A 25,272-nucleotide genomic window follows, 5' to 3' on the forward strand; every position below is an offset into this window, starting at 1 on the left:
CCCGATGTGGGCACGTTCGTAAACCTAGGCGGACCGAACTCGGTACGTTAGGGTTGTCATCGGAGCCGCACAGCGACACAAAGCCGCTGATCACAACGGGTAAGGCATGGCCACAATGGGACACAGGGAAACGTTTAACGGCGCATCCGGCCAGACCGGCAGTTCACCCCAACTGGTCACCGTGATCCGCGACGCCATCGTCCGCGCCATCCTCGAAGGCCAGTACCCGCGCGGCGCACGCCTCCCCACCAACCCCGAGATTCAGCAGGCTTGGAAGGTCTCGGCCCGCACCAGCCGCAGAGTCCTCGCCCAGCTCACACAAGAGGGGTGGGCCATCTCCGAAGGCACACGCGGCTACACCTCCACCGGAGGCCCGACCGGCGCTTTCCCTCCCGGCACCGCCCACCCTCACACCGAGACCTACGCCCCCGCCACCGACACCCGCGCCCCGCTTGGAGACACCACCCTCCCCGATCAGCCCCCCGCGTTCCCTCAAGCCCCCGCACCCCAGCCGATGCCGCGCCCCGTGCACACCGTCGCCATCGGCGGGGCCATCCCCGACCAGCTCTCAGCCGTCCGCATCGTCAGCGTCGCCTACGAACCCGCCCCGCCCGACGTCGCCCACGCCCTGAACATCGACGGCCCCGGACACCCCGTCATGGCCCGCCGCCGACTCATCACCGACCCAACCGGAAACATCCCCCTGGAGCTGCGCACCAGCTACACACCCGGCGTGCCCGCCGACAGCCCCCTAGCCCAGCCCGACGTCCTACCGGGCACCTGGACCGAGAACCTCGCCACCCACACCGGGCACCGGCCCGCCACCGGCACCAGCCACATCCACACGCGGCCCGCCACCCAGTACGAGGCCCCCGCCCTCCACCTGCCCCCCGGCTCCTACGTCCTCACCCGCGCCACCACCACCCACACCGCAACCGGAACCCCCATCGATCACACCGTCTCGGTGTGGCCCGAGACCACCACCATCCACGCCGACCGCCACCCGGTCACGTGACCCCGCACCACACCCGCAGCACACGCGCAGCCCGCCGCGAGCCGGGCAGCGGCCCCCACGCCGACACCGCCTAAGCTGGAATTGCGCGGGCCGCGCCGGCTGAACTCTCTACCGTTCGCCCCTCCGGGGTGGCCTAACGGCCATTCGACCGGCCCGGACGCCGCCACGAAAAGGGAGCCGCGGCCCTACCGGTGACGGTCGGCGACGGCCGAAGGCCCCCAGCTCCGGAAGGGAACCGAGGGCCACCCCGGACGAGTGCTCTTACTCGGTCAGGTAGAGAAGCGCTGTGATGGTCTTCTTGCAGATGTCACAGTGCATGGGCGCCTCTTCGGAGGCCAGGTCGCATTCCACCGTGGTGACACGGTCGATCACGCCCGTATCCGCCTCTTCGGCCCAGGCATCGCGCCAGCGCTGAGAGTTGGACCGCAGATCATCGACGTAGCGAGCGGTCATTTCGTAGAACGCCCGAACGCCGTGCTCTTTCATGTACTGCCAGTTGAATTGCAGGGACCGCAGCGCGATGGGGAACGGGTGTTCCACCAGGCCCCGCGCCCACCGCTCGGACACGTCGTCGATGTCGAGTTGACGGGCCTTGCCGTCGAGTTCGGCCCACTTGCCGCTGTGGTCGTAGTCGGCCAGGACGTCATCCAGTAACCGGCGCGCCTTGGCGAGGTTGCCTTTCTTGACCGTGAACAGCCCTGCGACCGCCGCGTATGCCTGCTCGTCCTGCTCCTTGCGGGCCGTGTCGATCGCCTGCTTGAGCTGAACCGCGTAGGCCGCTTCCCACGACATGCATTCCCCGAATGTCGCCCAGGGGTCGGGGAAACCCCTTTCCTTGATCGCTGCAAAAATCCGATCGCCTTGCGTACCCATCTGTGACGCGACCTCCTTTGGTCGATCTACCGTGGTGCGGCGCACCACCCTTGTAGGCGTGCCGCAAGCTCCCCGGCCGGGACAGCGTGTTGTTCCCCCGATTCCATGTCCCGCACCGTGACAGTTCCGCTTTCCTGTTCCCGCTCCCCGTAGATCAGCGCGAATCGCGCGCGCCTGTCTGCCGCCCATTTAAGCTGCCTGGCAAGCTTGCGACTCGCCCCCAGATAGATTTCGGTCCGCAACCCGATGCCCCGCAATTGGTTCGCGAACTCCATCACACTTGTGTCTGACTCTTCTGCCATTGCGGCTATCGCCACGTCCAGCGACTTAACCGCAGCTGCGCCACTTTCCATCAGCCCGATGATCCGCTCCACTCCCAGCGAGCCGCCGCACGCCGGAACGTCCGGCCCTCCCAGCGCCGAAATGAGATGATCATAACGGCCGCCACTGGCGATAGACCCCGGCATCCCGGCCGCGACCACCTCGAAAATCACGCCCGTGTAATAGTCCAGGCCACGCACCAGGCTCGGTGTGAATGTGATTCGCTCCGTGCCCACACTCGGACCCGCCAGCGTGACAAGCCGGTCGATTTCGGTGAGACCCGCCCGGCCCTCCTCGCTGTCTTTCAGGCTGGCCCGCATACGGTCCACCGAATCGTCTGCCACCACGTCCGCGACGAGCCTCTCAGCGGTCGCCGCCTCCAACTGGCGCACGTCGATCAGCTCCCGCGCCACCGCTTCGGGGGACAGCTTGTCCAGCTTGTCCAAGGTGATCAGCACACCCCCGCCCACCTCGGCCGGGACCCCGTAGACCTCCAGCAGCCCCGACAGCGCGCGCCGGGAGTTGACCAGGACACGAAAGTCGCTGACTCCCAACGCGTCCAGCGCAGTTGCCACCGCGCTCACCACTTCCGCATCAGCCAGCGGCGACGCCGAGCCGACCACATCGACATCGCATTGTGCGAACTCCCGGAAACGCCCTTTCCCCGGCCGGTCCGCGCGCCATACCGGCCCCATCGCATACCGCTTGTACGGTGCCGGAAGTTGAGATCCGTACGCCGCTACCACCCGCGCCAGTGGAACAGTCATGTCGTACCGCAGCGCTAGATCAGCCTCCCCACTCGCCTCATGCTCCCCACGCCGCAAAATCTTGAAGATCAGCTTGTCGCCCTCGTCGCCGTACTTGCCCGTCAGCGTTTCAATCCGCTCGAACGCAGGCGTTTGCAACGGCTCGAATCCGTAACGCTCGAATACACCCCGGATCACGTCAAATACGTGATTGCGGACCCGTAGATCATCCGCGAGGAAATCCCGCGTACCGGAAGCGGGCTCAAACCGCTGAGACGCCATGATGTGACTTCCTTCCCTAAACCGAGAGAAACGACCCGACCCGACGCGAAATTGACCGCCCTAGGACATACCGCCCAAGGCTTGCACTCCTACAAGCCAGCAACACGCTCGGATCCGCCTCGATGCTATCGGCAGCACTCACACACCCCACTCCACAAGGACATGCCAACCACAATCGCACCCGCCATCACTCCGGCGTGCTGGCCTGGGGTCAGATGTCGACCGTGACCGAGATGCGCTTGTGGTCAGAGTCGGGGGCATTCGCGTCCCGGAAGTCGTGCACGCGGTAGGAACCGGGCACCATCGCCCGTGCGAGCGGCTCGTTGAGGAGGATCGCGTCAATCGCCAGGCACTGGCGGCCATTGGGCCGCTCGATCTGGGTCGGGGTGTAGTCCCTGGCCATCTCGGCGGTGTGGTGGAAGCCGACCCCGCCCACCCGCTTGCCCGTCCTGGGGTTGTACCACCCGCACAGAAAGTCCATGGCTCGGGTGTCGTAGACGTGCGGGCCTCCCTGGCGGGGGCCGCCTTCCCACTGGACGCGGTAGTTGATCTGACGCGGGTTGTGCACGCCGGGCTTGTTCAGGTCCTCCGGCTCGAAGCCGCCACTAGGGACGGTGTTCCAGTCACCGAGAAGCACACACGGGAATGCCGGGTCCGCCAACCGGTCGAACCTGCGGGCATCGGCGAGCCGGTCATCACCGGAATATATGTCGCCGTGCCAGGCCATGAGCCTGATCGAGTCGGTCCGGCCAGGCAGTGTGAACACCAGCAAGTTGCGGTTGCGGGAGGCGAAATCCGGCAGCCGGTGGCCGTAGAACCGCCGCACCACGACCTTTTGCGGGTCGATGTAGATGACCGGTGCGAACATCCCGCCCTCACGCGGCAGCGAGCACGGGTACGGCACGTAGGCGGGGCCACCGGCTTCCCGCAGGGCGGCGGCGGCCTCGTGCGCGCCTTCCATCCCGTTCAGCTCATACCGGTCGGCCTCGCCCACGACCAGGACGTCAGGCCAATCCCCATCGTGCAGCATCCCGGTAACCCGGCCGAAGTCGTACGGGCCACCGTCGCCGGAGTAAGCCGAATACCCCGCCTCCGTCCGCCCGCCGTGCTCGACATTGACATAGCTCATCCGAAGCTGCGTCATCGTGCAGCCCATCCCTTCACGCCCGCCGCTCGTGGCGGCCCGTTTCCTCACCGAAATCTCGTAGTCACTCGCGTCTACAGGCCCGAGCCGGGCAGCGGCCCCCACGACCAACACCGCCTAGACTGGAATTGCGCAGCCGCGCCGGCTGAACTCCCTAGCGGTCGCCCCTCCGGGGTGGCCTTCGGCCATTCGACCGGCCCGGACCCTGTCACCACGGACACGGGGCCGCGGCCCTTCACCGTTGCGGCCCCGCTCCGCACTACCTCACGTCTCGCCCTGTTCCACCCTCAGCACTTCCGCGAGCCCCACCGCCACCAGTGCCCGAGCGGCCCCCAGCCCGTCACGCCCGTACCTCAAGTGCATCACCGCGTCCTCCAGAACCTCACGGCCCGACCCGCCCGACCGCTCGGGCAGCTCACGCTCGCTGATCTCCTCCACCCGGTCCATCACCGGCCCCAGCACCTGCCCGACCAGGTCCCACACCTCCAGGGTCGAATCCAGCGCCGTCCCGATCTGCGCCAGGGTCAGCCCAGCCGCCTCACCGCTTGTCACCCGCGAGGCGTTCCCGGCCCGCTCCACCAGCACATCAAGCGCGTGTTGCATCCGGCCCGTCACCATCACCGTCTCCGTCATCTGCGCACTCTCCGATCTAGCCGCATTCCAACTCAACTCATTCGTCGTAGGCCCGGCCCCGGTCCCTAAGCGGTTCTGCCAGAACCCGGCCGCGTCCGTGTGGCGAGAGCGCGGCGGCCCCACGGCTTCCCCACGCGAGCCACCGCGCTCCCTGCTTGTGGTGTCTCAGTCCCACACCCGAGCCGCGCCCAGCCGCGCGGAGTCCAGCCGCATCACGATCGCGTCGTGGTCGCTGAGCCCTGGCAGCCGCTCGTAGTCCAGCAGCGCATCCCGCAGGGGCTCCGTCACGTGATACTGGTCGACCCGCACCCTGCCGCGACCGGTCGCGGCCCGCAGCTCCGGCCGGTGCTGCGTGTCGGCCAGGTGCGCGGCCACATCCACCAGCCCCGCGTTGGCCAGCACCTCACCAACGGCCCGGTTGCCCCGCCAGGGCTCATCCGGGCCTGTGCGCGGCAGACACCGGGCACTGCGGTTGTAGGGCGGGACCGCCGCCCAGTCCGGTTCCCGGTCACCCAGCGGCATGTTGTTGATGTCTCCGCCCAGGATCCCCCGGCCCCCGTACCGGTGCAGCCGGACCGCCATCCGTTGCGCCTCCTGCGCGGCGGCCTGCGTCGAGTACGCCGACAGGTGCGCCGAGATCACCGTCAGCCCCGGCTCATCCTCATCGGCGTCGACATCGGCCAGCACCGCCACCCCGTAACCGTTGTCGGTCAGGTGCGCGTATTTGGTCTCATACTGCCGCCAGCACAGCACCTCGGGCTGATAGGCGACGGCGGTGTGGAAGCCCGTTGCAGACGGAGCGACCAGGAACCGCAGCGGCCAGCCCCGGCGCTGCAATGACCGCTCCGCCGCCGCGTGCAGCCGGGGGTCATGCCCCCAGCCCGTCAGCTCCTGCGCGAGCAGGATGTGAGGCTCCACGCTCGCAATCGCGTCCGCGATCGGCCCCCAGCGATCCACCGGACGCCCGTCACTGTCGAACCGGCCGCCGTACTGAGTGTTGACACTCATCACCGTCCACGGCCCGGCCATCACACCCGCCCGTCCTGCTGGCGGCCCTCGCGGCCATCGGGCACCATCCCGACCCCGCCCAGGATCGGGATCGGCGTCAGCGGCCCCGCCTGAACCGGCCAGTGCTGCACCGGCACCACCCCCGGCGGCACCAGCTCCAGCCGCCCGAACAGGTTCGTGATCTCCTCGTGCGAACGCGCCACCCCCGGCGCTGCCGCCCCCTCGTACACCTTCTGCACCTGCGCGACCGCCCTCGGGTCCGCGCCCGTGGACGACACGTGCGACAGCACCACCACCGACCCCGGCACCATCCGCCCGGTGAACGCGGCCACGATCCCCGCCGGGTTCTGTGCGTCGGTGACGAAGTGCAGCACCGCCACCAGCAGCACCGCGACCGGCTTGTCCCAGTCGATCCACTCATCGAGATCGGCGATCAGCTCATCGACCGCGCGTACGTCCCCGCGCACGATCGGCATCCCATCCAGCAGCGCCCGGTTATGCGTCAGCACGACCAGATCGTTGTCCACCCCCACCACCACCGCGTCGTCCCGGTGCTCACGCGCGATCTGATACGGGTTCGGCGCAGTCGGGATACCGGTCCCCACGTCCACGAACTGGCCGATACCGTGCCGCGCCGCCCACGCCACCCCCCGGTGCATGAACGCCCGGTTCGCCCGCGCCACCACCGGAATGCACGGCGCCGCCGCGATCACCCGCTCAGCCGCCTCCCTATCCACCAGGCTGTAATCCTTACCGCCCAGGAAGTAGTCGTACATCCGCGCCGGAGACGGCACCTCCGGGTGCCACTCCCCATCCTGGTTTGAGATCGGCCCCGCCGGTTCACCGGCCAGCATCTGCTCCACCGGCTCCCTGATCGACCCAGCGGTGAACACCGCGTCATCCTCATCGAACCGCCGTGTCATCACCGGCCCCCCGAACCGGCCGCGTCGCCCGCCGCCCGCTCGATCACTCGCGCCAGCAGCGCCGGAGCGTCCGCGACCTCCAGAACCGGCACCAGCCCCTCACCGGTGTCCGTTCGCACGAACCACCAGACCCCGCCGACCCGTTCACAGCCCACGTCCAGCGACCTGAACTCGTCCGTTCTGTTCACCACGTTCAGCACTAGCGCACCGTCCCGGTTCACCAGCGCGCACGCCAGCGGCCCATCCCAGTCCGCCACCGCCGCGTTCAACGCGGCCAGGTGCAACCGACGCTCACCCACCGCCCCGCGCAGTCGCCCGTCACGTTCTTGCAGCACGATCTACTCCTTCTCTCTGTCGTCGTGACCGCTTAGACTCGATACAAGGTTGCCGCTTAGCGACAATGAGTCCAATGGGTCTACGCGGCAATTGAATTGCCGTCGAACGACAATGGTGAGGTGACCATGGCTGCGAGCAGGGCGAACGTACAACGCCGCCGCAAGAACGAACGCCAAGCTGCCGACATCCGGTTGGAAGGCTTCCGACGCGGACTGACGACCGAGGCCGTAGCGGAGAAGATCGTTCGGAAGATTCCGGATATCACTCCGCTGGAAGCATGGCGGCTCGCCCACGGCTATGACCGCGCCGAAGTCTCAGCCCGCCTCGATGCGCTGTACGAGGCCGATGGACTGCAACCCCCTCATATAGACGCCGCCGTTCTCTGCCGCTGGGAGTTGGGGGACCGTCGTCCGAGCGACGAGCGAATTGACTACTTCTGCCGTCTCTACCGAACCAGGCCGGATCGCCTCGGCTTCGGGACCGACCACAGCCTTGGAGACGTGAGCCATCTTCAGCGCGCCGGGATCATTGACGCGTTCCCGTTCACAAGTGATGAATCCGAGCAGGACCTTGTGGACCGTGTGTCGCAGGCTCGCGAGCGGATCACCCTCTTTGGCCTGACGCGCTCCTTCTACGCTAGCGACGCCGTCCTAGCGGTTCTCCAGGAGAAGGCCCGGACGATGGATATCAACATCTACGTCATGGACCCCTACTGCGAGTCCCGCAAGGACAGGTACAGGATCGAGCCAGCAGACGCGGCCATGGAGGACCCCGAGCGCTACGTGCGGGAGATACTCCGTCCGCTCAGCGCCGCGTCCGACGCAGCACCCCGTCTCAGGCTCTACCTGTTCAACTTCCCATGTTCCTTCGCGATGGAGGAGGTTGACCAAGTCGTGCGCGTGATGATGTACGGCCATGGTCGGCGGGGAACCCATGGCCCCATCATCGTCTTCAAGGAGGGCACATCGGCACACGCCTATTTCGTTGAGCAGCTCCGATGGCTTGAACGTCTCTCCTCGGGCACCTCACCTGAACCTTGGCGAACCAAGGGAGTCCAGGTCCGCCCCTTCGATCTCTGGTAGCGGTTCGTACATGCACGCAGGACCGGGATTCCTCCCGTGTGAGCATTTTCCCTACGTAGGTCAAGGCGCGCGGCGCATCGCCGCGCGCCTTCGCGCATGGTGGCTCGGGTGACGCCGACCGGACGGAACAGGTTCGGGCGGGACCGTCGTCAATGAACGTACGGGCGGGCACGAGACCAAGACGACCTTCGGCCGTCTTGGCTCGGCCCGCCGACGCCTTGCCAGCTCCCCACCGCCCTGCCCACCGCCGCGAGCACCCGCCACCAACACCTGACGCCGCTCAACGCCCCAGCAGGCGCGCAAGGTTCGGCTACCTCGGTTCCCAACCAACCCCGGCCCCCACCCCTTACAACGACCCGCCTCCGGCGTAGGGCTCTACCCATAAGAGCGCGTGCGGCACGGTCCGCGCGCTAAGCCGCCGTCGCGCAGACCGAGCACAGTGGACACATGCGCAGACCCCCACGGGGCCAAGGTCGGCGAAGGGTCGCCGGGCACGGGCTTGGACGGGGACCCCTCCGGCGGGCCGCCCCCGGCCTGATGTGGGCAGCCGAGAGGCAGCCCGGAGCCGCGCGAGGCTAGCAGCCCGCCGCCCCGCCCAAGCCCGCACCCGACTCCCCACAACAGCGCACGCCAGCACACGCAAAGAGCCGCACAGGCACCCACCCGTGCCCGTGCCGCTGGACCGGCAGCCGCCACCACCCCGCACACCCACCGCACCGCGCGCGAGACGGCCGCCGGCACGCTCCCCACCGCGATCACTTGGCACCCGCACCCGCACCGCGCCATCCTGGACACCAGCGCCAGGAGGGACGAGACCCGATGAGCCAAGACTTGGCCGCCGTCATCGCCGAGCAGCTAAGACGATCCGGGCAGACCAGTACCGTCTACCACTCACCCGACGAGCGCGACCGGCTACGCGCCGCCGGACGCCGAGCCGGACGCCAGTTGAACCGCCCCGTCCGGACGTTCGACACCGCCGCACGGCATCCACGCTGCGACGCCGACCAGTGCGGCACGGTCCTCATCGCCGTCACCGACTGGGGCACCAACCCCCTAGAACGCCAGCTCAGCGAGACCCGAGCCAACAAGGCCATAGACCGCGCCCTAGACGGCCCGTAACCAGCGGCAACCGTTCCGGGCCATGGCCCGCGCATGGCCCGCGAACAGCGAGCACCAGCGGCAACCAGCGCGCACCAGTGAGACAAGATCAACACCAGCACCAGGCCCCGAACACCCGAAACCGCAGGTCAACCCACATCCCCGCACGTCAACGGGACGGCACCCGATCTCTCGGATACCGCCCCGCCAGAGCATCGATTCACTTGCGGCGTGTCGTTGCCTCCGACGCGCTCATACCAACAACACGCCGCAAGTCGACGCACCGGTGAACCTTGGTGGACACCGCACTAGCGACCCGCCGCCCATCATGGGACGACGTACGGGCCCGGTGGTGTTCCGGGGCCCGTCTTGTGTCGCGCGCATCACGTGCGGGGGAGGTGTCAGCTGCTGACCGCCTTCTTGTAGAGGCGGGTCGCCAGCGGGACGAACACGATCAGGATGACGGCGATCCAGAGCAGGGACGCCAGGACGGCGTGCTGGAGGGGCCAGGCGTCCGACGTCTCCATCGCGGCGCTGGTGTTGCCGAAGAGGTCGCGTGATGCCTGGGTGAAGGTGGAGACGGGGTTCCACTCGGCGACGACGCGCAGCGGCGTGGGAAGTTCGGAGGCGTCGATGAAGGCGTTGGAGACGAACACCAGCGGGAGCGAGACCATGTTGGCGATGCCGTTGAAGCTTTCCGGCGTGCGCAGGGCGAGCGCGACGGTCGCGGTGAACCAGGAGAACGCGTAGGCGAACAGCAGGAGCAGGCCGAAGCCGAGGACGGCCTCGTAGGGCGAGGTGTGCACCCGCCAGCCCACGATCAGCCCCACCGCTCCCATGACGACCAGCCCGCAGAAGTTCATCAGCAGGTCGCTGACCGTCTGGCCGACCAGGACCGCGGACGAGGACATCGGCAGCGAGCGGAAGCGGTCGAAGATGCCCTTCTGCAGGTCCAGGGTCAGCGTGTAGCCGGTGAGTTGCGCGCCGACGATCACGGCCTGGACGAAGATGCCGGGGAGCAGGAACTCCTTGTACGACATCCCCGGGATGTCGATGACGCTGCCGAAGACGTAGGCGAACAGCAGCACGAGCACGACCGGGAGCATGATGACGCCGCCGAGCAGGTCCGGCGACCGCCGGATCTTCAGGGCGTCGCGCTTGGCGATGGTCCAGCTGTCGGCGATGGTCATGGTGACGGCGTTCATCGGGTGGCCTCCTGCTCGGCGCCGGACGCCTGCCGTCCGGTCAGGGTGAGGTAGACGTCGTCCAGGGTGGGGCGCCGCAGCCCGGCGTCCCGCACCCGGACCCCCGTCCCGGCCAGCCGGCCGAGGACCTCGCGGAGCGCCTCGGGGCCGTCGGTGACCGGGACGGTGATCTGGAGCGACTCCGGCGCGGTCCGCATGTCGCCGACGGCGACGCCGGTCAGCGCCTCCCGGGCGGTCTCGAGTTCGGCGGCGTCGCTCACGGTCAGCTCGATGCGGTTGCCGCCGACCTGGTCCTTGAGCTCGTCGGGGGTGCCGCCGGCGATGGCGCGGCCGCGGTCGATCACCAGGATCCGGTCGGCGAGGCGGTCGGCCTCCTCCATGTACTGGGTGGTCAGCATCAGCGTGCTGCCGCCCGCGACGAGTTCGGAGATGGCGTCCCACAGCGCGGTGCGGGCGCGGGGGTCGAGGCCCGTCGTGGGTTCGTCCAGGAACAGCACCGGCGGGTCGGCGACCAGGGCGCCGGCGAGGTCGATGCGGCGGCGCATGCCGCCGGAGTAGCCCTTCACCGGACGGTCCGCGGCCTCGGTGAGGTCGAAGCGTTCCAGCAGCTCGCGGGCGCGGGCCTTGCTGCGCTTGGCGCCCAGGTGGTACAGGCGCCCGACCATCTCGAGGTTCTCGGCGCCGGTGAGGTGCTCGTCGACGGCGGCGTACTGGCCGGACAGCCCGATCCGGGACCGCAGCCGCCGGGTGTCGCGGCCGATGTCGCATCCGGCGACGGTGGCGCTGCCGGAGTCGGGCCGCAGCAGCGTGGTCAGGACCCGCACCGCCGTGGTCTTGCCCGCGCCGTTCGGGCCGAGCAGGGTGAGGACCGTCCCCTCCGGGACGGTGAAGCTCAGGTCGTCGAGGGCGGTGACCTCGCCGTATCTCTTGACCAGTCCTTCGGCGATGATCGCGTCGCTCATCGGGGGGCTCCTTGCTGGCGTTGGCCTTGCTCGGGTGGGGGTCAGGACCGGTGGACGTCGATGTCGCCGTAGTTGGTGTGCACGTGCACCTTGACGACGGCGTCGGTGGACTCGGGGGCGTCGGTGGAGGTCAGGGCGTTGCGCACCACGCCGTTCTTGGAGTGCAGGTCAAGCCAGGCGGCCGTGCCCTCGGCGATCCCGACGCCGACCTTGCCGGAGCCGTTCTCCAGATGGACGGTGCCGCTCACCGCAGCGCCGATCCGGATCCGTCCGTGCGCGCTCTTGGCGGTGAGGTCGGCCAGTGCGCGGCCGACGCTGACGTCACCGGTGGCGGTCTTCAGCTCCAGGTCGCCGGTCGCCTCGCCGAGGGTGATGCTGCCGGTGGAGGACTTCACCATGCCGGGGCCGTCGAGGGTTCCGATCCGGACCGTCCCGGTGGAGGTGGTCGCCTCGACCGGACCGGTCACCTGGTCCACGGTGATGTCGCCGACGGACGTCCTGGCCTCCAGCGAATCCGCCTCCTCGACGCGCAGGTCCCCGACGGAGCCGCGCAGGACGGCCTCGCCGAGCCGGCCGGTGGCGATGAAGTCCGCGGAGCCCTTGGTCTCGACGCGGGACCCGGCCGGCAGTTCGACGACCACCTCGATGGAGCCGCGCCAGGCGCGCATGTACGCCAGGCCTTTGGGCCTAGGGCCCTTGACCAGCAGCCGTCCGCCGGAGAACTCGACGACGGTCCGTTCGGCGGCCTGCACGCTCGCGTCGGCGGCCGGGTCGCTCGGGCGCACCTCCACCACGGTGTCGGCGCGGTCGCTCGCGTGGACCAGGACCCGGCCGATGTAGACGTCGATGTCGGCGGTGATCGGTTCGGGGGTGTCGAAAGCAGGCATGGCGGAGCCCTCCTCATGGGTCCGGTGGAACTCCCGGCCTCGGGGCCGGGCGACGTGTCGTTGACGAGTGGTGGGGCCGGTGGGGCGGCTAGCGCACCCAGCCGGTGTAGCTGCGCCCGCTCCGGGGCGGCTGCGGCCGGTCGGCGGGACGGGTCTCGGCGCCCGGCTCGAACGCGGCGGAGATGGCGCGGACCAGCCAGGCGTTGACCGAGATCCCCTGCCGGCCGGCCGCCTCCTCGACGCGCAGCTTGAGATGCTCGGGAAGCCGCAGGGTCATCCGCGCGGTGCCGCCCTCCTCGGCGGACGGTGCCGCGGCGGGGGCGGTCGGGGGCGCGGTGGGCGGCGGGGGCTGCGGTACGGCCTCCGCCCCGCCGCCGGACGCGCCCTCCGAAGACGGCCCCTGCTGCGGCGGCGTCACCACGAAGGCCGGGTCGCCGCCGCGCAGCCGCACGTCGACCGAGCCGGGCGCCAGATCGCGGGTGATCTCGTCGGCCGCGGCCGACAACGCCTCCAGCAGGGTGAGTCTGGCGGCCGATTCAAGAGCGCCGGTGAGGCGCTCGGCGAGCGCGCGGGCGTCCGGGCCGCCCGCCTCGGCGGCGACGGCGAGCTCCCGGCGGAGGCTCTCGACGTACGGCATCAGGTCCATGCCCCAACTATGACGTCACAGTGACGTCATGTCAACCGGCACTATGACGTCATGGTGTCATCGTGACGTCAGGCGGTGTCTGGGCAGGGCGGACTCGCGCGCCGGGGCTGAGAAGTCGTGGCGTCCAGGGGAGTGTGCCCGGCCGCAGATGCGTGCTGTGCGGCCGGACACGTCCTCGGAGTCAGGTGGTCTTGGCGGGGCCCAGCTTCTCCACGATCAGGCGGTAGAGCTGGCGGGGGCGGCCTGGTTGCGGGGTGCGGTTGGGAGGGAGGGGCCAGGCCAGGCCCTCTTCCACGAGGGTGCGGAGGAGACGTCGGGCCGTGCGGGGCGTCACGCCCAGCATCTTGCCCGCGTTCTCCGCGTCCACGATGAGGGGTTGTTCCTGGTCGCCCAGCTTGTCGGCCAGGCGGGCGAGGATCTCCAGGCCCTTCGGCTTGGTCTGCGGCTGGGTGCGCGGGGGTGTGCGAGGGGCCGGGACGAGGGCGCGGCCGTCGCGGTCCAGGGCGAAGCCCTGGGCGCGCTGGGAGCTTTGGGAGCGGGCCAGGGCGGCGCGGGCGTGGTTCTCCGCTTCGTGGGCGGTGCGGCCCATGCCGATGCCCACTTCGATGGCCAGGCCCAGTTCTTCACGGACGCGTTCGACGAACGGCGGGGTGCGGAAGCCCTCGGTGGACGCCGTCACGGAGCCGCGCGTTGCGATGACCAGGTAGCTGTGGTCGTCCAAGGGCCACACGGAGGCGTTCATGCGGTGCGCCTCTTGGAGCAGGACGCGGTGCAGCGCGAGTTTCAGCTCGTCCCGCCAGTAGCGGGGAGTCACGCGGCGGGGAGTCTCGCGGAGGGTCGGGACATCCACGAGGACGACGACGAGCTGTGATTCCTCAAGCCGGTGGTGGGCGCCGAGGAGCGCGGCGGTCTGGAGGGAGCTGCGGATCGCGGCGCCGGTAGGGCGGACGCGGATCGTGGGGACGCCCGCCATCTCCATGCGTTCGGCGGTCGCGTGCACGCAGGTCATCGCGACGGTGGTCGCGCCGCGCCGCCACAGGCGCTCGTGGAAGGCGGCGAGCGTCCCGGGGCCGGCGGCCTCCTCGCGCAGGTGCACCTGCTCGGTGCCGAGGCTGATCTCGGAGTAGGCCTCCTCGACCTCGGCGCGGCCGAGCACGTCGATGCTGACCCGGGACGGGTCGAAGCGCTCGTCGAGGGACGCCCGCAGCAGCGCGCCCTGCAGGGCCGCGCCGTTCAGCGGGACGTACGTGGCGGGCATGGTGAGCACGCCGGCCTTGCGCGCGAAGTCGTAGGGGACGGGGCTGGCGAACAGGCAGACGTCCACGCCCGACCCCAGCCGCACGACCTTGTCGGCCGCCTCCTGCTCGTCCCGGTACGCGGCGGCCACCAGCCGGCTCGGTACCGGGGTGGGGCCGTGGCCCATCAGCATGACCCGTTCCACCAGGTCGTGTGGGCCCACGACGCCGATCGTGAGATCGGGCGTGACAGAACCCGTCCGTGCCGCCGTCATCGATGATCGCTCGCTTCCGGTCCGTCCTCTCGGCGGGGGCGCCGCCCCGGCCACCTGTTCGCGCACGTCTCGCCCAACGTTCGACTCATGGCTCGTCGCCCCTGCCTTCTGACCCGCACCGCAGTTCAGCGATCCGAGCCCTTCCGCTTGGCAGATCGCGTCAGGGCGACGAGATGTGACGCCCAGACGCGAAATCGAATCAAGAGTGCGGCGAAAAAGTAACCTAGGCGACCCCCTGGTCAGTAATTTGTCACCATTCGGGCAGCCTTGATCCAGCATCTTCGGACGTCCGAAGTTGAAAGGCAAGGCCCGAAAACGCGGCGAGGGGCCCTTACTGACACTCTCATGTACAGGAGGGACCCCTGCGGTACCGGTTTGGTTTACCTGAGGGCTGAAATTCGGACGTGTCGATGCCGACCGCACCGTAAAGACGAACGATCCGTCCGGCGGAGCCGGATGATCGGCAATCGTGATTGTTTACCGGGTTCCGGACCGGCCGATCCGAGCGCGTGGCATGGGATTCTTCCCAGGTCAGCGGGTCGGATCGGCGGTTCACCCGGGCGGTCGCCGCAGCTATGCGTAGTCGGCCGGTAACTCTTGGCTCGAAAATTTCCCGCCTTTGCGTTACATGCCCCGTCAGGTACGAGCCGAAAGTTGGTCAGGGTGGGGCCACAATCGGCCGATTACAGCCCGGCGCCGCCGCGTTCGGGGCTAGCCGGCCTCGCGGACGATCTCGGCGCCCAGTTGCGACAGCCGCTCGGCGGTGTGCGCGTGCCCGCGGTCGAGGTAGTAGGCCGAGGTGATCGTCGTCTCGCCCTCGGCGGCGAGGCCCGCGAGGACGAGGGCGCTGCCGCAGCGCAGGTCGTGCGCCTCCACCTCGGCGCCGCGCAGCCCGCGCGGACCGTTCACCTTCGCGCGGTTGCCGTCCACCTCGATGTCGGCGCCCATCTTGCCCAGCTCGTCGGCCAGCTTGAACCGGCCGTCGAAGATCCGCTCGTAGATGTAGGACGGGCCCTCGGCGAGGCAGGACAGCGCCATGATCGGCGACTGCAGGTCGGTGGCGAAGCCCGGGTACTCGTCGGTGATGACGTTGATCGGGCGGAGCGTCCGGTCGCGGCGCACCTGGAGGACGGCGCCCTGCTGGTGGAACTCGACGCCCATCTGCTCCAGCTTGTCGGCGGCGACGCCGAGGTGCTCCAGCGTCGCGCCGACGAGGTTGAGGTCGCCGCCGGTGATCGCGGCGGCCATCACGAACACGCCGGCGTCGATCCGGTCGGGCATCACGGTGTGCTCGACGGCGGTCAGCTCGTCCACGCCCTCGACGGTGATGAAGCCGGTGCCGCCACCGCTGATCCTGGCGCCCATCGCCTGCAGGATCGCGATGTTGTCCAGCACCTCCGGCTCCAGCGCCGCGTTCTTGATCAGCGTGGTGCCGTGCGCCAGGGCCGCCGCCATGATCAGGTTCTCGGTGCCGGTGTGCGAGGGGGTGTCGCAGTAGAGCGTCCCGCCGCGCAGGTCGCCCGCCTTGATGTGGATGATGCCGTCGCCGTTGTCGGCCACGTGCTCGGTGACCGTGGCGCCCATCCGCTTGAAGCCGTTGTAGTGGAAGTCGAGGTTGCGGCTGCCGAGATTGCAGCCGCCGACGCCCTCGATGACCGCCTCGCCGAGCCGGTGCAGCAGGGCCGGGACGAACAGGAACGAGCCGCGGAACCGGGACGCGATGTCGGCGGGCAGCACGGGGCTGCTCAGCGAGGACGCGTCGATCACCAGCGTGCGCTCGGTCTCGTGCAGCTCGGCCTTGGCCCCGATGGCCCGCGCGAGCTCCACCGCCCGCCGTACGTCCTCGATGATCGGGACGTTGCGCAGGACGGTCCGCCCCTTGGCGGCCATAAGCGAGGCGCCGATCATCGGCAGAACGGCGTTCTTCGCGCCCTGGATGAATACCGTGCCGTGCAGTTGCCTGCCGCCGCGCACGCGGTAGCGAACCTCGTGGCCCATGCTCATGCCGCCTAACTCCTTCTCGGGTGCGGGTAGATGCCTGCCATCAAGTGGGAGCACGAGGGCTGAGCGCGCCGAACGATGTCCCCCTCTGCGCCAACGCGACCCCAGTAAACCACCGGACCGGACGTGTGCCGTCCGGCCCGCGCCACGCTGGCGCCAGTCTGCTCGGTGAGACCTTCGCTGCGCGCAAAAAGTTCGCACTCCCCCGGGAAATTCCCAAGGTGAGCCTAGGGGCGGCGCCTTCCCGGGTGGCCGCAATCGTGATCATTCATGGATGAATCGCGCGGCTGGAAGGGCTGTGTCAGCGCGGCTCCAGGACCTGTCAGCGCGGCTCCAGGACCTCGACGTCGTCGCCGACGGTGAGTGTGCCCAGGAGGCGCGGGACGGCGTTGTAGCCGAACTGGATGGCGCGGTCGCGGGTCCGGTAGGCGGCGAGCGTCCGGAGCGGCTCACGGCCGCGCTCAGCGGTCTCCTGGTCGGTGGTCGTGATGAGGCAGCGGGCGCACGGCTTGATCATCTCGATGACGGCCGCGCCGACGCGCAGGAGGCGCACGTCGTCCTCGGCATAGGGGCCGAGGCCCTCGATCACGAGACTCGGACGGAAACGGTTCATCGGGAGGGGTTCGTCCAGGCGCGTGTTGAGGTCGGCCAGGGACTCGGCCGAGATGACCAGCAGCGGGTACCCGTCGGCGAACATCACCTCACCGCCGCCCCTGGACGTCGGCCGATGACCGGTGAAGCGCACCAGACGGCAGTCGGTGTCGAGCAACTCGGAGAACCAGGCCGCCGCCTCGTCGCCCTGGTCGACGCCCTGGCACTCCTTCCGCTGGACGGTCACCTCCAGCACCTCACCCTCGTCCACGGCCTTGTGGACGAGCGGTGAGGACCAGGGAGCGTCCACTGTGAGGACCACGCCGTCGTAGGACGGACGCAAGAGCGCCATCTGCGCGAGGTCCCGCTGGGACAGGAAACGGCCCTCGGGAGTGACCAGCATGAACTCACGGTCGAACGGCAGGCCCCTGGCCGTCAGCTCGGCCCTGGGCAGCGCGGTACCGCCGCCGCTCTTGAGCGGGTAGGCGTTCAGCTCGGTCAGGGTCCCCGACAAGGCCCCTCCTTGGTCTCAGCTAAGTGCGGCGAGCCGGTCGAAGACCGGGCCGAGCCGTTCGACGAAACGCTCCGGACGGCAGACCTCGTCCAGGCGCTTCTCGTCCAGCGTGAGCCCCGCCTCCGCCGCGTGCCGGCGTAGCGTCTCGCGGAACGGCGTCCCGGTCTCCCAGGTCTCCATCGCGGCCTTCTGGACGAGCGGGTACGCCTCATCGTCGCGTGACATACCCGCCTCGACCAGTTCCAGCAGCACGGTCGAGGTGTAGATGAGGCCGCCCGTCGACTCCAGGTTGGCCTTCATCCGCGCCTCGTCCACCACGAGCCCGGACATGAGGCGGTTCGTCAGGTTCAGCATGTAGTCGAGCGCGATGGACGCGTCCGGCAGCGCGATCCGCTCGGTGGACGAGTGCGAGATGTCGCGCTCGTGCCACAGCGGGATGCCCTCCAGCACCGGGACGATCTGCGCCCGCACGATCCGCGCCATCCCGGCGAGCCGCTCGGAGATGATCGGGTTCTTCTTGTGCGGCATCGCCGACGAGCCCTTCTGGCCCTTCCCGAACGGCTCCCACAGCTCGCGGACCTCGGTGCGCTGCCCGTGCCGCACCTCCAGCGCGATCGCCTCGCACACCGTCGCCATGATCGCCAGCGAGGACACCCACTCGCTGATGCCGTCCCGCATCACGACCTGCGTCGACACGTCGGCCGGCTTCAGCCCGAGCTTCCGCGCCACGTGCAGCTCGACGGCGGGATCGATGTTGGAGTACGTCCCGACCGCGCCCGAGATCGCCATGACGCCGACGGCCTCCCGGGCCCGCCGCAGCCGATCCCGCGACCGCGCCATGGCGAACGCGAAGTCGGCGACCCGGTGCCCCCAGACGTCGGGCTCGCCGTGGATGCCGTGCGTCCGCCCGACCCGCAGCGTCGCCATGTGCGCCAGGGCATGGTCGCGAAGCGTCGCGACGAGCGTGTCTGCCTTGTCCAGCAGGATGTCGGTCGCCTCGGCGAGTTGCAGCGCGAGCGCCGTGTCCAGCAGGTCGGACGACGTCATCCCGAAGTGCACGTACCGCGCGGCCTCGCGGGGCTCGGTGTTGTCCGCCCACGCCGACAGGAAGGCGATCACGTCGTGCTGCGTGACCGCCTCGATCGCGTGCACCGCCTCCGGCGTCGGCGGCGGCGCCTTGCGCACCGGCTCGACCACCTCCGGCGGGATCGTGCCGGCCTCGGCGTGGGCCTCGACGACGAGGACCTCCACCTGGCACCACAGCTCGTACTTGTGCGCGTCGCTCCAGACGCGGCCCATCTCCGGAAGTGTGTAACGCTCGATCACCGGCTCATTGTCCCATTACCCAGGGCGGACGGCGCTCGCGGCCTTCTCGGCGATGTCGGTGCGGTGGTGGGAACCCCGCAGGCCGATCCTGGAGACGGCTTCGTAGGCGGTGGCGCGGGCGGTGGTCAGGTCGGGGCCGGTGCCTATCACGTTCAGGACGCGTCCGCCGTTCGCGATGAGACGGCCCTCGCCGCCTACCTTCGTGCCCGCGTGCAGGATGTACGCGCCGTCGACCTGGGCCGCCTCGTCCAGGCCGGTGATCTCGTCGCCCTTCACGGGGGCGGCCGGGTAGCCCTCGGCTGCGACGACGACCGTCACGGCCGCGCCCGGGCGCCATTCGGGGCGGAACTCGGGGTCGAGCCCACCGATCGCGCAGGCTTGGAGGAGTTTGGCGATCGGGGTGGCCAGCCGGTCCAGGACGACCTGGGTCTCGGGGTCGCCGAAGCGCGCGTTGAACTCCACGACGCGAACGCCCCTGGACGTCAGTGCCAGGCCCGCGTACAGGACGCCCACGTAGGGGATCTCACGGCGGCGCAACTCGTCCACTGCGGGCTGGACGACCGTGGACATGACCTCGTCCACCAGGTCTGGGGAGATCCAGGGGAGCGGCGTGTAGGCGCCCATCCCGCCCGTGTTGGGGCCCTCGTCGCCGTCGTAGGCACGCTTGAAGTCCTGGGCGGGGAGGAGTGGGACGGCGTGCTGGCCGTCGCACAGCGCGAACAGGGAGACCTCGGGGCCGTCCAGGAACTCCTCGATCACGACGCGCTCGCAGTCGGCGGCGTGCCGGGACGCGATGGCGCGGTCCTCGGTGACGACGACGCCCTTGCCGGCGGCCAGGCCGTCGTCCTTCACCACGTAGGGCGGGCCGAACGCGTCCAGGGCGTCCTCGACCTGCCTGGTCGTGTCGCAGACCCGCGCCTCGGCGGTCGGCACCCCGGCGGCCGCCATGATCTCCTTCGCGAACGCCTTGGACGCCTCGATCCGGGCGGCGGCGCGGTCCGGGCCGAAGCAGGGGACGCCGGCCTTGCGCAGGGCGTCGCCGACGCCCGCGACCAGCACCGCCTCCGGGCCGATGACGACGAGATCGACGCGCAGCCGCCCGGCCAGCTCCGTCACCGCCGTCGGATCGCACGGGTCGAGCTGGTGGTTGTCCGCGATCTCGGCCGTGCCCGGGTTGCCCGGGGCGCAGTGGAGGGCGGTGACGGCAGGGTCGCGATGCAGGGCGCGGGCGAGCGCATGCTCGCGGCCACCCGATCCAAGGACGAGTACTCGCACGTCACGCGAGCTTACTGGTCGGGCCACCGGGGAGGACGGGCATAACCCCCGCTGCGCCGGGCATCGGGAGGAGTGAGTCCGCCGTCACAGCGGGACGGGTGAACCTCCCCGTTACGGGCGGCGTCTTGAATGCCGGCTGGTAAGCTGCCACGGGCTTGACCGCCCTATGTCGAGGTGTGTGGAAGGAGGTGGTCGGGATGAGTCCTGGTGATCCTTGCAGTTCGCCGGAAAACCCTCACAGTCCGGACAGGACTGTTCCTCCGTCCGCCTCCATCTGGCGTCCGGCCACCGCCCTCGCGCGCTCCCTTCGCTGACCAGCCTGGGTGGAGCGCGCGTGCTGCGTGCGTGGCCGGCGGGTTAGGAGCACCTCATGGCCATGACACGAGTCCGCCCCGGTCGCGCGCTGTTCAAGACGCGGGGCCGCCCAAGTGGCGTGCAGGCTCCGAACCGCGATTCCGCCGTCATCGACTGGGCCGCCTACATCGACGGTCACCGCGTCTGCACCGACACCGTCGCGGACGCCGTCCGCCTCATCCGTGACGGACGTCTCACTCCCGAGGGCGACAGCGCGGGCTTCGTGTGGGTCGGCCTCCACGAGCCGTCCTCGACCGAACTGGCCGACATCGCCGAGGTCTTCGGGCTCCACCCGCTCGCCGTCGAGGACGCGATCCACGCCCACCAGCGGCCCAAGCTGGAGCGCTACGACGACGTGCACTTCTTCGTCATGAAGACCGTCGGCTACGTCCCGAGCGAGCCCGGCGGCCCCGAGGTGGTCGTCACCGGCGAGATCATGCTCTTCTGCGGGCCCGACTTCGTCGTCACCGTCCGGCACGGCGCCCACGGCGCGCTCGGCGCCGTCCGCCGCGACCTGGAGCACGACCCGGCCCGCCTCGCCCTCGGCCCCGCCGCCGTGCTGCACGCCGTCGCCGACCGCGTCGTGGACGGCTACGTCGGCGTCGCGAACGCCGTCATGGAGGACGTCGACGAGGTCGAGGAGGCCGTCTTCTCCCCCGAGCGCACCGACGAGTCGCGCCGCATCTACCGCCTCAAGCGCGAGGTCATCCAGCTCAAGCGCGCCGTCGGCCCGCTCGCCGGCCCGCTGCGCAACCTCTCCGGCCGCCGCTTCGTCCCCGCCGAGATCAAGGAGTACCTGCGGGACGTCGAGGACCACCTCACCCGCGTCCGCGAGCAGGTCGAGTCCTACGACGAACTCCTCAACCCGATCCTCCAGGCGCACATGACCCAGGTCACCGTCGCCGACAACAAGGACATGCGCAAGATCTCCGCGTGGGGCGCCATCTTCATGGTCCCCACCGCCATAGCGGGGGTGTACGGGATGAACTTCAAGTTCATGCCCGAGACCCAGTGGGAGTACGGCTACCCGCTGATCCTCGGCGTCATCGCCATGGCCTGCATGTCCCTCTACCGAGGCTTCCGCCGCAACGGCTGGCTCTGACTCGGCTGGCTCTGGTCAGACCGCGGCCAGGACGCGCTGGAGGCGGTCGGGGTAGTCGGTGACTATCGCGTCCACGCCGTACTTGACGAAGCGGCTCATGTCCTCGTGGTCGTTGACCGTCCAGACGATGACCGGGAGCCCCAGGGCGTGGGCCTCCTCCACCAGGCCGGGCGTGGTCATGGCGTGTTCGGGGGAGACGGCGGTCGCGCCGACCGCCAGGGCGGCGGCGACCGGGTCGGCCGGGGAGAGGCCCGCCAGCCAGCGGGTGTCCGGCATGAGGGTCTTGCGTTCCAGCAGGGCGACGCGGCTCACTTCCGGGTAGTGGCGGCGGGCCTCGGCCAGGACGCGCCAGTCGAAGGCGAGGATGCGGGCTAGGTGAGTCAGCGCGTGCGACCTCAGAACGTCCACCACGGTTGCGGTGAAGAGTTCTACCTCCTCGTCCGTCCAGGTGGGGTCGGTTTTGAGTTCTACGGAGAGGCCCAGGTCCGCCGGGGCGAGGAGGGTGCATGCCTCGTCCAGCGTCGGGACGCCGGTGCCGGGCAGCAGCGCGCCGCCCGCGTCCACCGTGCGGATCTGGGCGAGCGTCAGCTCCCGGATCGGCTTGCCCACGTAGGGGAAGTCCGGGTCGTCGGGCTGGACGGGGCCGGTGTCCGCCAGGTTCTTCGGCGAGAGGACCTGGTCGTGGTTCAGGACGGCCACGCCGTCGGCGGTGAGGCCCACGTCGAGCTCGACCGCGTCGACGCCCAGGTCGAGGGCGTGCACGAAGCCGGGGAGGGTGTTCTCCGGACGGAGGCCGCGCGCCCCCCGGTGTCCGTGCACCTCGACGGTAGAGATCACCGCATGCACGTTACCGTCCGTGACCGAACGCGTGGTGAACAACGTCAGACAAGCGGGCGGAGCGAGAGCGTCTGGTCGCGGCCGGGGCCGACGCCGATGGCGGAGATCTGCGCGCCGGACATCTCCTCCAGCGCCCGGACGTACGCCTTGGCGTTGGGCGGCAGGTCCTCGAAGCTCTTGGCGCCGGTGATGTCCTCCTGCCAGCCGTCCAGGTACTCCAGGATCGGCTTGGCGTGGTGGAACTCGGTCTGGGTCGTGGGCAGTTCGTCCACGCGCACGCCGTCGACCTCGTAGGCCAGGCACACGGGGACGCGTTCGAGACCGGACAGGACGTCCAGCTTGGTGAGGAAGTAGTCCGTGATGCCGTTGACCCGGGTCGCGTACCGGGCGATGACGGCGTCGAACCAGCCGCAACGGCGGTCGCGGCCCGTGGTGACGCCGTACTCGCCGCCGGTCGTGCGCAGGTACTCGCCCTGCTCGTCCAGCAGCTCGGTGGGGAACGGCCCGGAGCCCACGCGGGTCGTGTACGCCTTCAGGATGCCGATCACGCGGGTGATCTTCGTGGGGCCGACGCCGGAGCCCGCGCACGCACCGCCGGCGGTGGGGCTGGACGACGTCACGAACGGGTACGTGCCGTGGTCGATGTCGAGCAGCGTGCCCTGGGCGCCCTCCAGCAGGACGACCTTGCCCTCGTCCAGCGCCTTGTTGAGCACCAGCGTGGTGTCGGCGACGAACGGCTTCAGGCGCTCGCCGTAGGCCAGGTACTCCTGGACGATCGGGCCCGTGTCGATGCGGCGCCGGTTGTAGACCTTCGTCAGGACCTGGTTCTTCTCGCGCAGCGCCAGGTCGAGCTTCTGCGTGAGGATGTTCGGGTCGAACAGGTCCTGGACGCGGATGCCCATCCGGTTGATCTTGTCGGCGTAGGTGGGGCCGATGCCGCGCCCGGTGGTGCCGATCCGGGCCTTGCCGAGGTACCGCTCGGTGACCTTGTCGAGGGCCCGGTGGTGCGGCATGATCAGGTGCGCGTTCGCCGAGATCAGCAGCCGCTCGCAGGAGATCCCGCGCTCCCGCAGCCCGTCGATCTCCTGCAGCAGGACGGCCGGGTCGATCACCACGCCGTTGCCGATGACCGGGACGACCTCGGGCGACAGGACCCCGGACGGCAGCAGGTGCAGCGCGTAGCTCTTGTCGCCGATGACCACCGTGTGGCCCGCGTTGTTGCCGCCCTGGTAGCGGACGACGTAGTCGACGTCCCCGCCGAGCAAGTCTGTTGCCTTGCCCTTGCCCTCATCTCCCCACTGGGCACCGACAAGAACGATGGCAGGCATGCCACTTTTCCTTCCCACGACGAAGGCCCCGGTCGCCGCAAGCGCGAAGGGGCCTCTTGCGATCAAAGCGTACCCGCACCCGGGCCGCAAGGAAACCGGAGCCGGATCCACCCGCTGGTCACGGCCGGGTGCGCTGCGGCCAGTAGTTGTCCGCGAACAGTTTCGCGACCAGCTCCCCGCGGGTGGAGACGCCCGTCTTGGCGAAGACCGCCTTGACGTGGTCGCGGACGGTGTGCGGGGAGATGACCAGCTCGGCGGCGATGCCGCCGGTCGTCAGCCCGCGCGCGACCAGCTGCGTGATCTCCAGCTCGCGGGCGGACAGCCCGTACGCCTCGGCGATGACCGGCGCCATGTCCGAGCCGGTGGCCGGCTGGACGACCACGGCGGTGGGGCCGGGCTCGTCGCCGGGGGCGCCGTCCATGCATGAGGCGTGGACGACGAGCCACTGGCCGTCGCGGGTGCGGATCCGGATGCGGGCCGCTCCGCGGTCGTGCCCGGCGGCGACGGCGCGGGCCTGCGCGGCCGTCCCGGCGAGCCAGACCGGCAGGGGCGGGCCGAGCGGGGACGGGACGGTGGGGCCGTCCGGGATGCGGTCGAGGTGGTGGCGCGCCTCGGCGTTGATCGAGATGGGCGTCCCGGCCGCGTCGAACAGGATGAGCCCGGGGTCCTGCTCCGCGGCGGGCTCCGCCGCCCGGACGGGCCGGGCCAGTTCCCGCAGGCGATCGGCCAGCGGCGCGGAGAGCCCGGCGACCAGGGAGATCTCCGCCGGGCCGAACGGCTCCCGGCCCTTCTCGCGGAACAGGCTGACGACGCCCCACGGCCGGCCGCCGGTCCGCAGCACGGCGCGGAGCTCGTCCCCGACGCCCCGCCGGTCGAGGAGCTTGCGGAACTGGGCGCTGCGCGCGGGCAGCCCGCCCGTGCCCGCCGCCAGCCCGGCGGCCGGGACGGCGGCGCGGGCCAGCTCGCGGAACGGCAGCACGGTCTCCTCCAGGAGCGCGCACTCCCAGTAGGTGAAGCACTCCTCGCCGCGCCCGAGGTTCTCCACCAGCATCGGCGCGGTGACGAGCCCGGTCTCCGGGTCGGTGGCCGACCAGGCCGCCGCCTGGAAGCCGACCAGCCGGCCGAGCCGCGCCGAGGCGGCGGCGAACAGGCCCGCCGCGTCGCCCGCGCGCGCGGCCGCGTCCAGGAGGGCCCGCCGTTCCCGCTGGTCGATCATGGTTGCAGTCTGCCCGCCGCGCCGCGCGGCGGCACCCCCTCAGACGGGGGATCCGGG

At 69.9% G+C, this 25,272-nt stretch carries 23 protein-coding genes; 4 read left to right on the forward strand and 19 right to left on the reverse strand.

All coding sequences use genetic code 11. The annotated features are described in order from the left end of the window. Positions 1–181: 181 nt before the first annotated feature. Positions 182–1,015 carry a UTRA domain-containing protein gene (locus SM418_RS21555; protein WP_371943208.1) on the forward strand — a complete coding sequence of 278 codons (834 nt, stop codon included), beginning with the start codon at positions 182–184 and terminating at the stop codon, positions 1,013–1,015. A 261-nt stretch (positions 1,016–1,276) separates the two neighbouring features. Here the strand turns inward: SM418_RS21555 and SM418_RS21560 are convergent, their stop codons facing one another. The 7 genes from SM418_RS21560 to SM418_RS21590 form a co-directional block, all read right to left on the reverse strand. Next, complete coding sequence (locus SM418_RS21560) at positions 1,277–1,888, reverse strand: hypothetical protein (protein WP_371943207.1); 612 nt, start codon at positions 1,886–1,888, stop codon at positions 1,277–1,279. Positions 1,889–1,914: 26 nt separating this feature from the next. Then, a complete protein-coding gene (hisS, locus tag SM418_RS21565; protein WP_371943206.1) occupies positions 1,915–3,237 on the reverse strand; it encodes a histidine--tRNA ligase in 1,323 nt (440 codons plus the stop codon). Positions 3,238–3,448: 211 nt separating this feature from the next. Further along, positions 3,449–4,486 carry an endonuclease/exonuclease/phosphatase family protein gene (locus SM418_RS21570; protein WP_371966107.1) on the reverse strand — a complete coding sequence of 346 codons (1,038 nt, stop codon included), beginning with the start codon at positions 4,484–4,486 and terminating at the stop codon, positions 3,449–3,451. A 159-nt stretch (positions 4,487–4,645) separates the two neighbouring features. Next, positions 4,646–5,014: a hypothetical protein gene (locus SM418_RS21575; protein ID WP_371943204.1), complete on the reverse strand. Its 369-nt coding sequence runs from the start codon at positions 5,012–5,014 to the stop codon at positions 4,646–4,648. Positions 5,015–5,179: 165 nt separating this feature from the next. Next, positions 5,180–6,043, reverse strand: coding sequence for an exonuclease/endonuclease/phosphatase family protein (locus SM418_RS21580; RefSeq protein ID WP_371943203.1), 864 nt, complete (start codon positions 6,041–6,043; stop codon positions 5,180–5,182). Next, a complete protein-coding gene (locus SM418_RS21585) occupies positions 6,043–6,945 on the reverse strand; it encodes an SAM-dependent methyltransferase (RefSeq protein ID WP_371943202.1) in 903 nt (300 codons plus the stop codon). Before SM418_RS21585 ends, SM418_RS21580 begins: the two co-directional genes overlap by 1 nt. Beyond that, positions 6,945–7,280, reverse strand: coding sequence for a hypothetical protein (locus SM418_RS21590; RefSeq protein WP_371943201.1), 336 nt, complete (start codon positions 7,278–7,280; stop codon positions 6,945–6,947). Before SM418_RS21590 ends, SM418_RS21585 begins: the two co-directional genes overlap by 1 nt. A gap of 120 nt (positions 7,281–7,400) precedes the next feature. On the opposite strand from SM418_RS21590, the gene SM418_RS21595 reads away from it, so the two are divergent. Together SM418_RS21595 and SM418_RS21600 are read left to right on the forward strand one after the other, a co-directional pair. Next, entirely contained in the window at positions 7,401–8,363 is a 963-nt protein-coding gene (locus tag SM418_RS21595; RefSeq protein ID WP_371943200.1) for a helix-turn-helix domain-containing protein, read from the forward strand. Positions 8,364–9,182: 819 nt separating this feature from the next. Next, positions 9,183–9,482: a hypothetical protein gene (locus SM418_RS21600; protein ID WP_371943199.1), complete on the forward strand. Its 300-nt coding sequence runs from the start codon at positions 9,183–9,185 to the stop codon at positions 9,480–9,482. A gap of 380 nt (positions 9,483–9,862) precedes the next feature. On the opposite strand, the gene SM418_RS21605 is transcribed toward SM418_RS21600, so the two are convergent. The 9 genes from SM418_RS21605 to purD all read right to left on the reverse strand — a co-directional run bounded on the left by SM418_RS21605 (position 9,863) and on the right by purD (position 20,378). Then, a complete protein-coding gene (locus tag SM418_RS21605; RefSeq protein ID WP_371943198.1) occupies positions 9,863–10,666 on the reverse strand; it encodes an ABC transporter permease in 804 nt (267 codons plus the stop codon). Then, complete coding sequence (locus tag SM418_RS21610) at positions 10,663–11,628, reverse strand: ATP-binding cassette domain-containing protein (protein ID WP_371943197.1); 966 nt, start codon at positions 11,626–11,628, stop codon at positions 10,663–10,665. Before SM418_RS21610 ends, SM418_RS21605 begins: the two co-directional genes overlap by 4 nt. A gap of 41 nt (positions 11,629–11,669) precedes the next feature. Next, the gene (locus tag SM418_RS21615) at positions 11,670–12,515 is read right to left on the reverse strand and encodes a DUF4097 family beta strand repeat-containing protein (protein WP_371943196.1); all 846 of its coding nucleotides are present in this window, start codon (positions 12,513–12,515) and stop codon (positions 11,670–11,672) included. A gap of 88 nt (positions 12,516–12,603) precedes the next feature. After that, positions 12,604–13,161: a toxin-antitoxin system HicB family antitoxin gene (locus SM418_RS21620; RefSeq protein WP_371943195.1), complete on the reverse strand. Its 558-nt coding sequence runs from the start codon at positions 13,159–13,161 to the stop codon at positions 12,604–12,606. A gap of 181 nt (positions 13,162–13,342) precedes the next feature. Continuing rightward, entirely contained in the window at positions 13,343–14,605 is a 1,263-nt protein-coding gene (locus SM418_RS21625) for a transcriptional regulator (protein ID WP_371943280.1), read from the reverse strand. A 777-nt stretch (positions 14,606–15,382) separates the two neighbouring features. Beyond that, positions 15,383–16,669, reverse strand: coding sequence for a UDP-N-acetylglucosamine 1-carboxyvinyltransferase (murA, locus tag SM418_RS21630; protein WP_371943279.1), 1,287 nt, complete (start codon positions 16,667–16,669; stop codon positions 15,383–15,385). Between the two features lie 325 nt (positions 16,670–16,994). Beyond that, positions 16,995–17,777 carry an MOSC domain-containing protein gene (locus SM418_RS21635; RefSeq protein WP_371943194.1) on the reverse strand — a complete coding sequence of 261 codons (783 nt, stop codon included), beginning with the start codon at positions 17,775–17,777 and terminating at the stop codon, positions 16,995–16,997. 15 nt (positions 17,778–17,792) lie between these two features. Next, on the reverse strand, positions 17,793–19,103 hold the full coding sequence (purB, locus tag SM418_RS21640; protein ID WP_371943193.1) for an adenylosuccinate lyase: 1,311 nt from the start codon (positions 19,101–19,103) through the stop codon (positions 17,793–17,795). A gap of 15 nt (positions 19,104–19,118) precedes the next feature. Continuing rightward, positions 19,119–20,378: a phosphoribosylamine--glycine ligase gene (purD, locus tag SM418_RS21645; protein WP_371943192.1), complete on the reverse strand. Its 1,260-nt coding sequence runs from the start codon at positions 20,376–20,378 to the stop codon at positions 19,119–19,121. A gap of 370 nt (positions 20,379–20,748) precedes the next feature. Here purD and SM418_RS21650 point away from each other — a divergent pair, with 370 nt between their 5' ends. Further along, positions 20,749–21,834: a magnesium and cobalt transport protein CorA gene (locus SM418_RS21650; protein WP_371943191.1), complete on the forward strand. Its 1,086-nt coding sequence runs from the start codon at positions 20,749–20,751 to the stop codon at positions 21,832–21,834. Positions 21,835–21,849: 15 nt separating this feature from the next. Here SM418_RS21650 and SM418_RS21655 read toward each other — a convergent pair whose 3' ends face one another. The 3 genes from SM418_RS21655 to SM418_RS21665 all read right to left on the reverse strand — a co-directional run bounded on the left by SM418_RS21655 (position 21,850) and on the right by SM418_RS21665 (position 25,215). Next, positions 21,850–22,671, reverse strand: a complete 822-nt coding sequence (locus tag SM418_RS21655; protein WP_371943190.1) for a glycerophosphodiester phosphodiesterase family protein — start codon at positions 22,669–22,671, stop codon at positions 21,850–21,852. A gap of 44 nt (positions 22,672–22,715) precedes the next feature. Continuing rightward, complete coding sequence (locus tag SM418_RS21660; RefSeq protein ID WP_371943189.1) at positions 22,716–23,999, reverse strand: adenylosuccinate synthase; 1,284 nt, start codon at positions 23,997–23,999, stop codon at positions 22,716–22,718. A gap of 118 nt (positions 24,000–24,117) precedes the next feature. Continuing rightward, the gene (locus SM418_RS21665; protein ID WP_371943188.1) at positions 24,118–25,215 is read right to left on the reverse strand and encodes a helix-turn-helix transcriptional regulator; all 1,098 of its coding nucleotides are present in this window, start codon (positions 25,213–25,215) and stop codon (positions 24,118–24,120) included. Positions 25,216–25,272 lie beyond the last annotated feature (57 nt).

The sequence above is a fragment of the Actinomadura chokoriensis genome (genome assembly GCF_041463665.1).
In the GTDB taxonomy this organism is placed as follows: Bacteria; Actinomycetota; Actinomycetes; order Streptosporangiales; family Streptosporangiaceae; genus Spirillospora; species Spirillospora chokoriensis_A.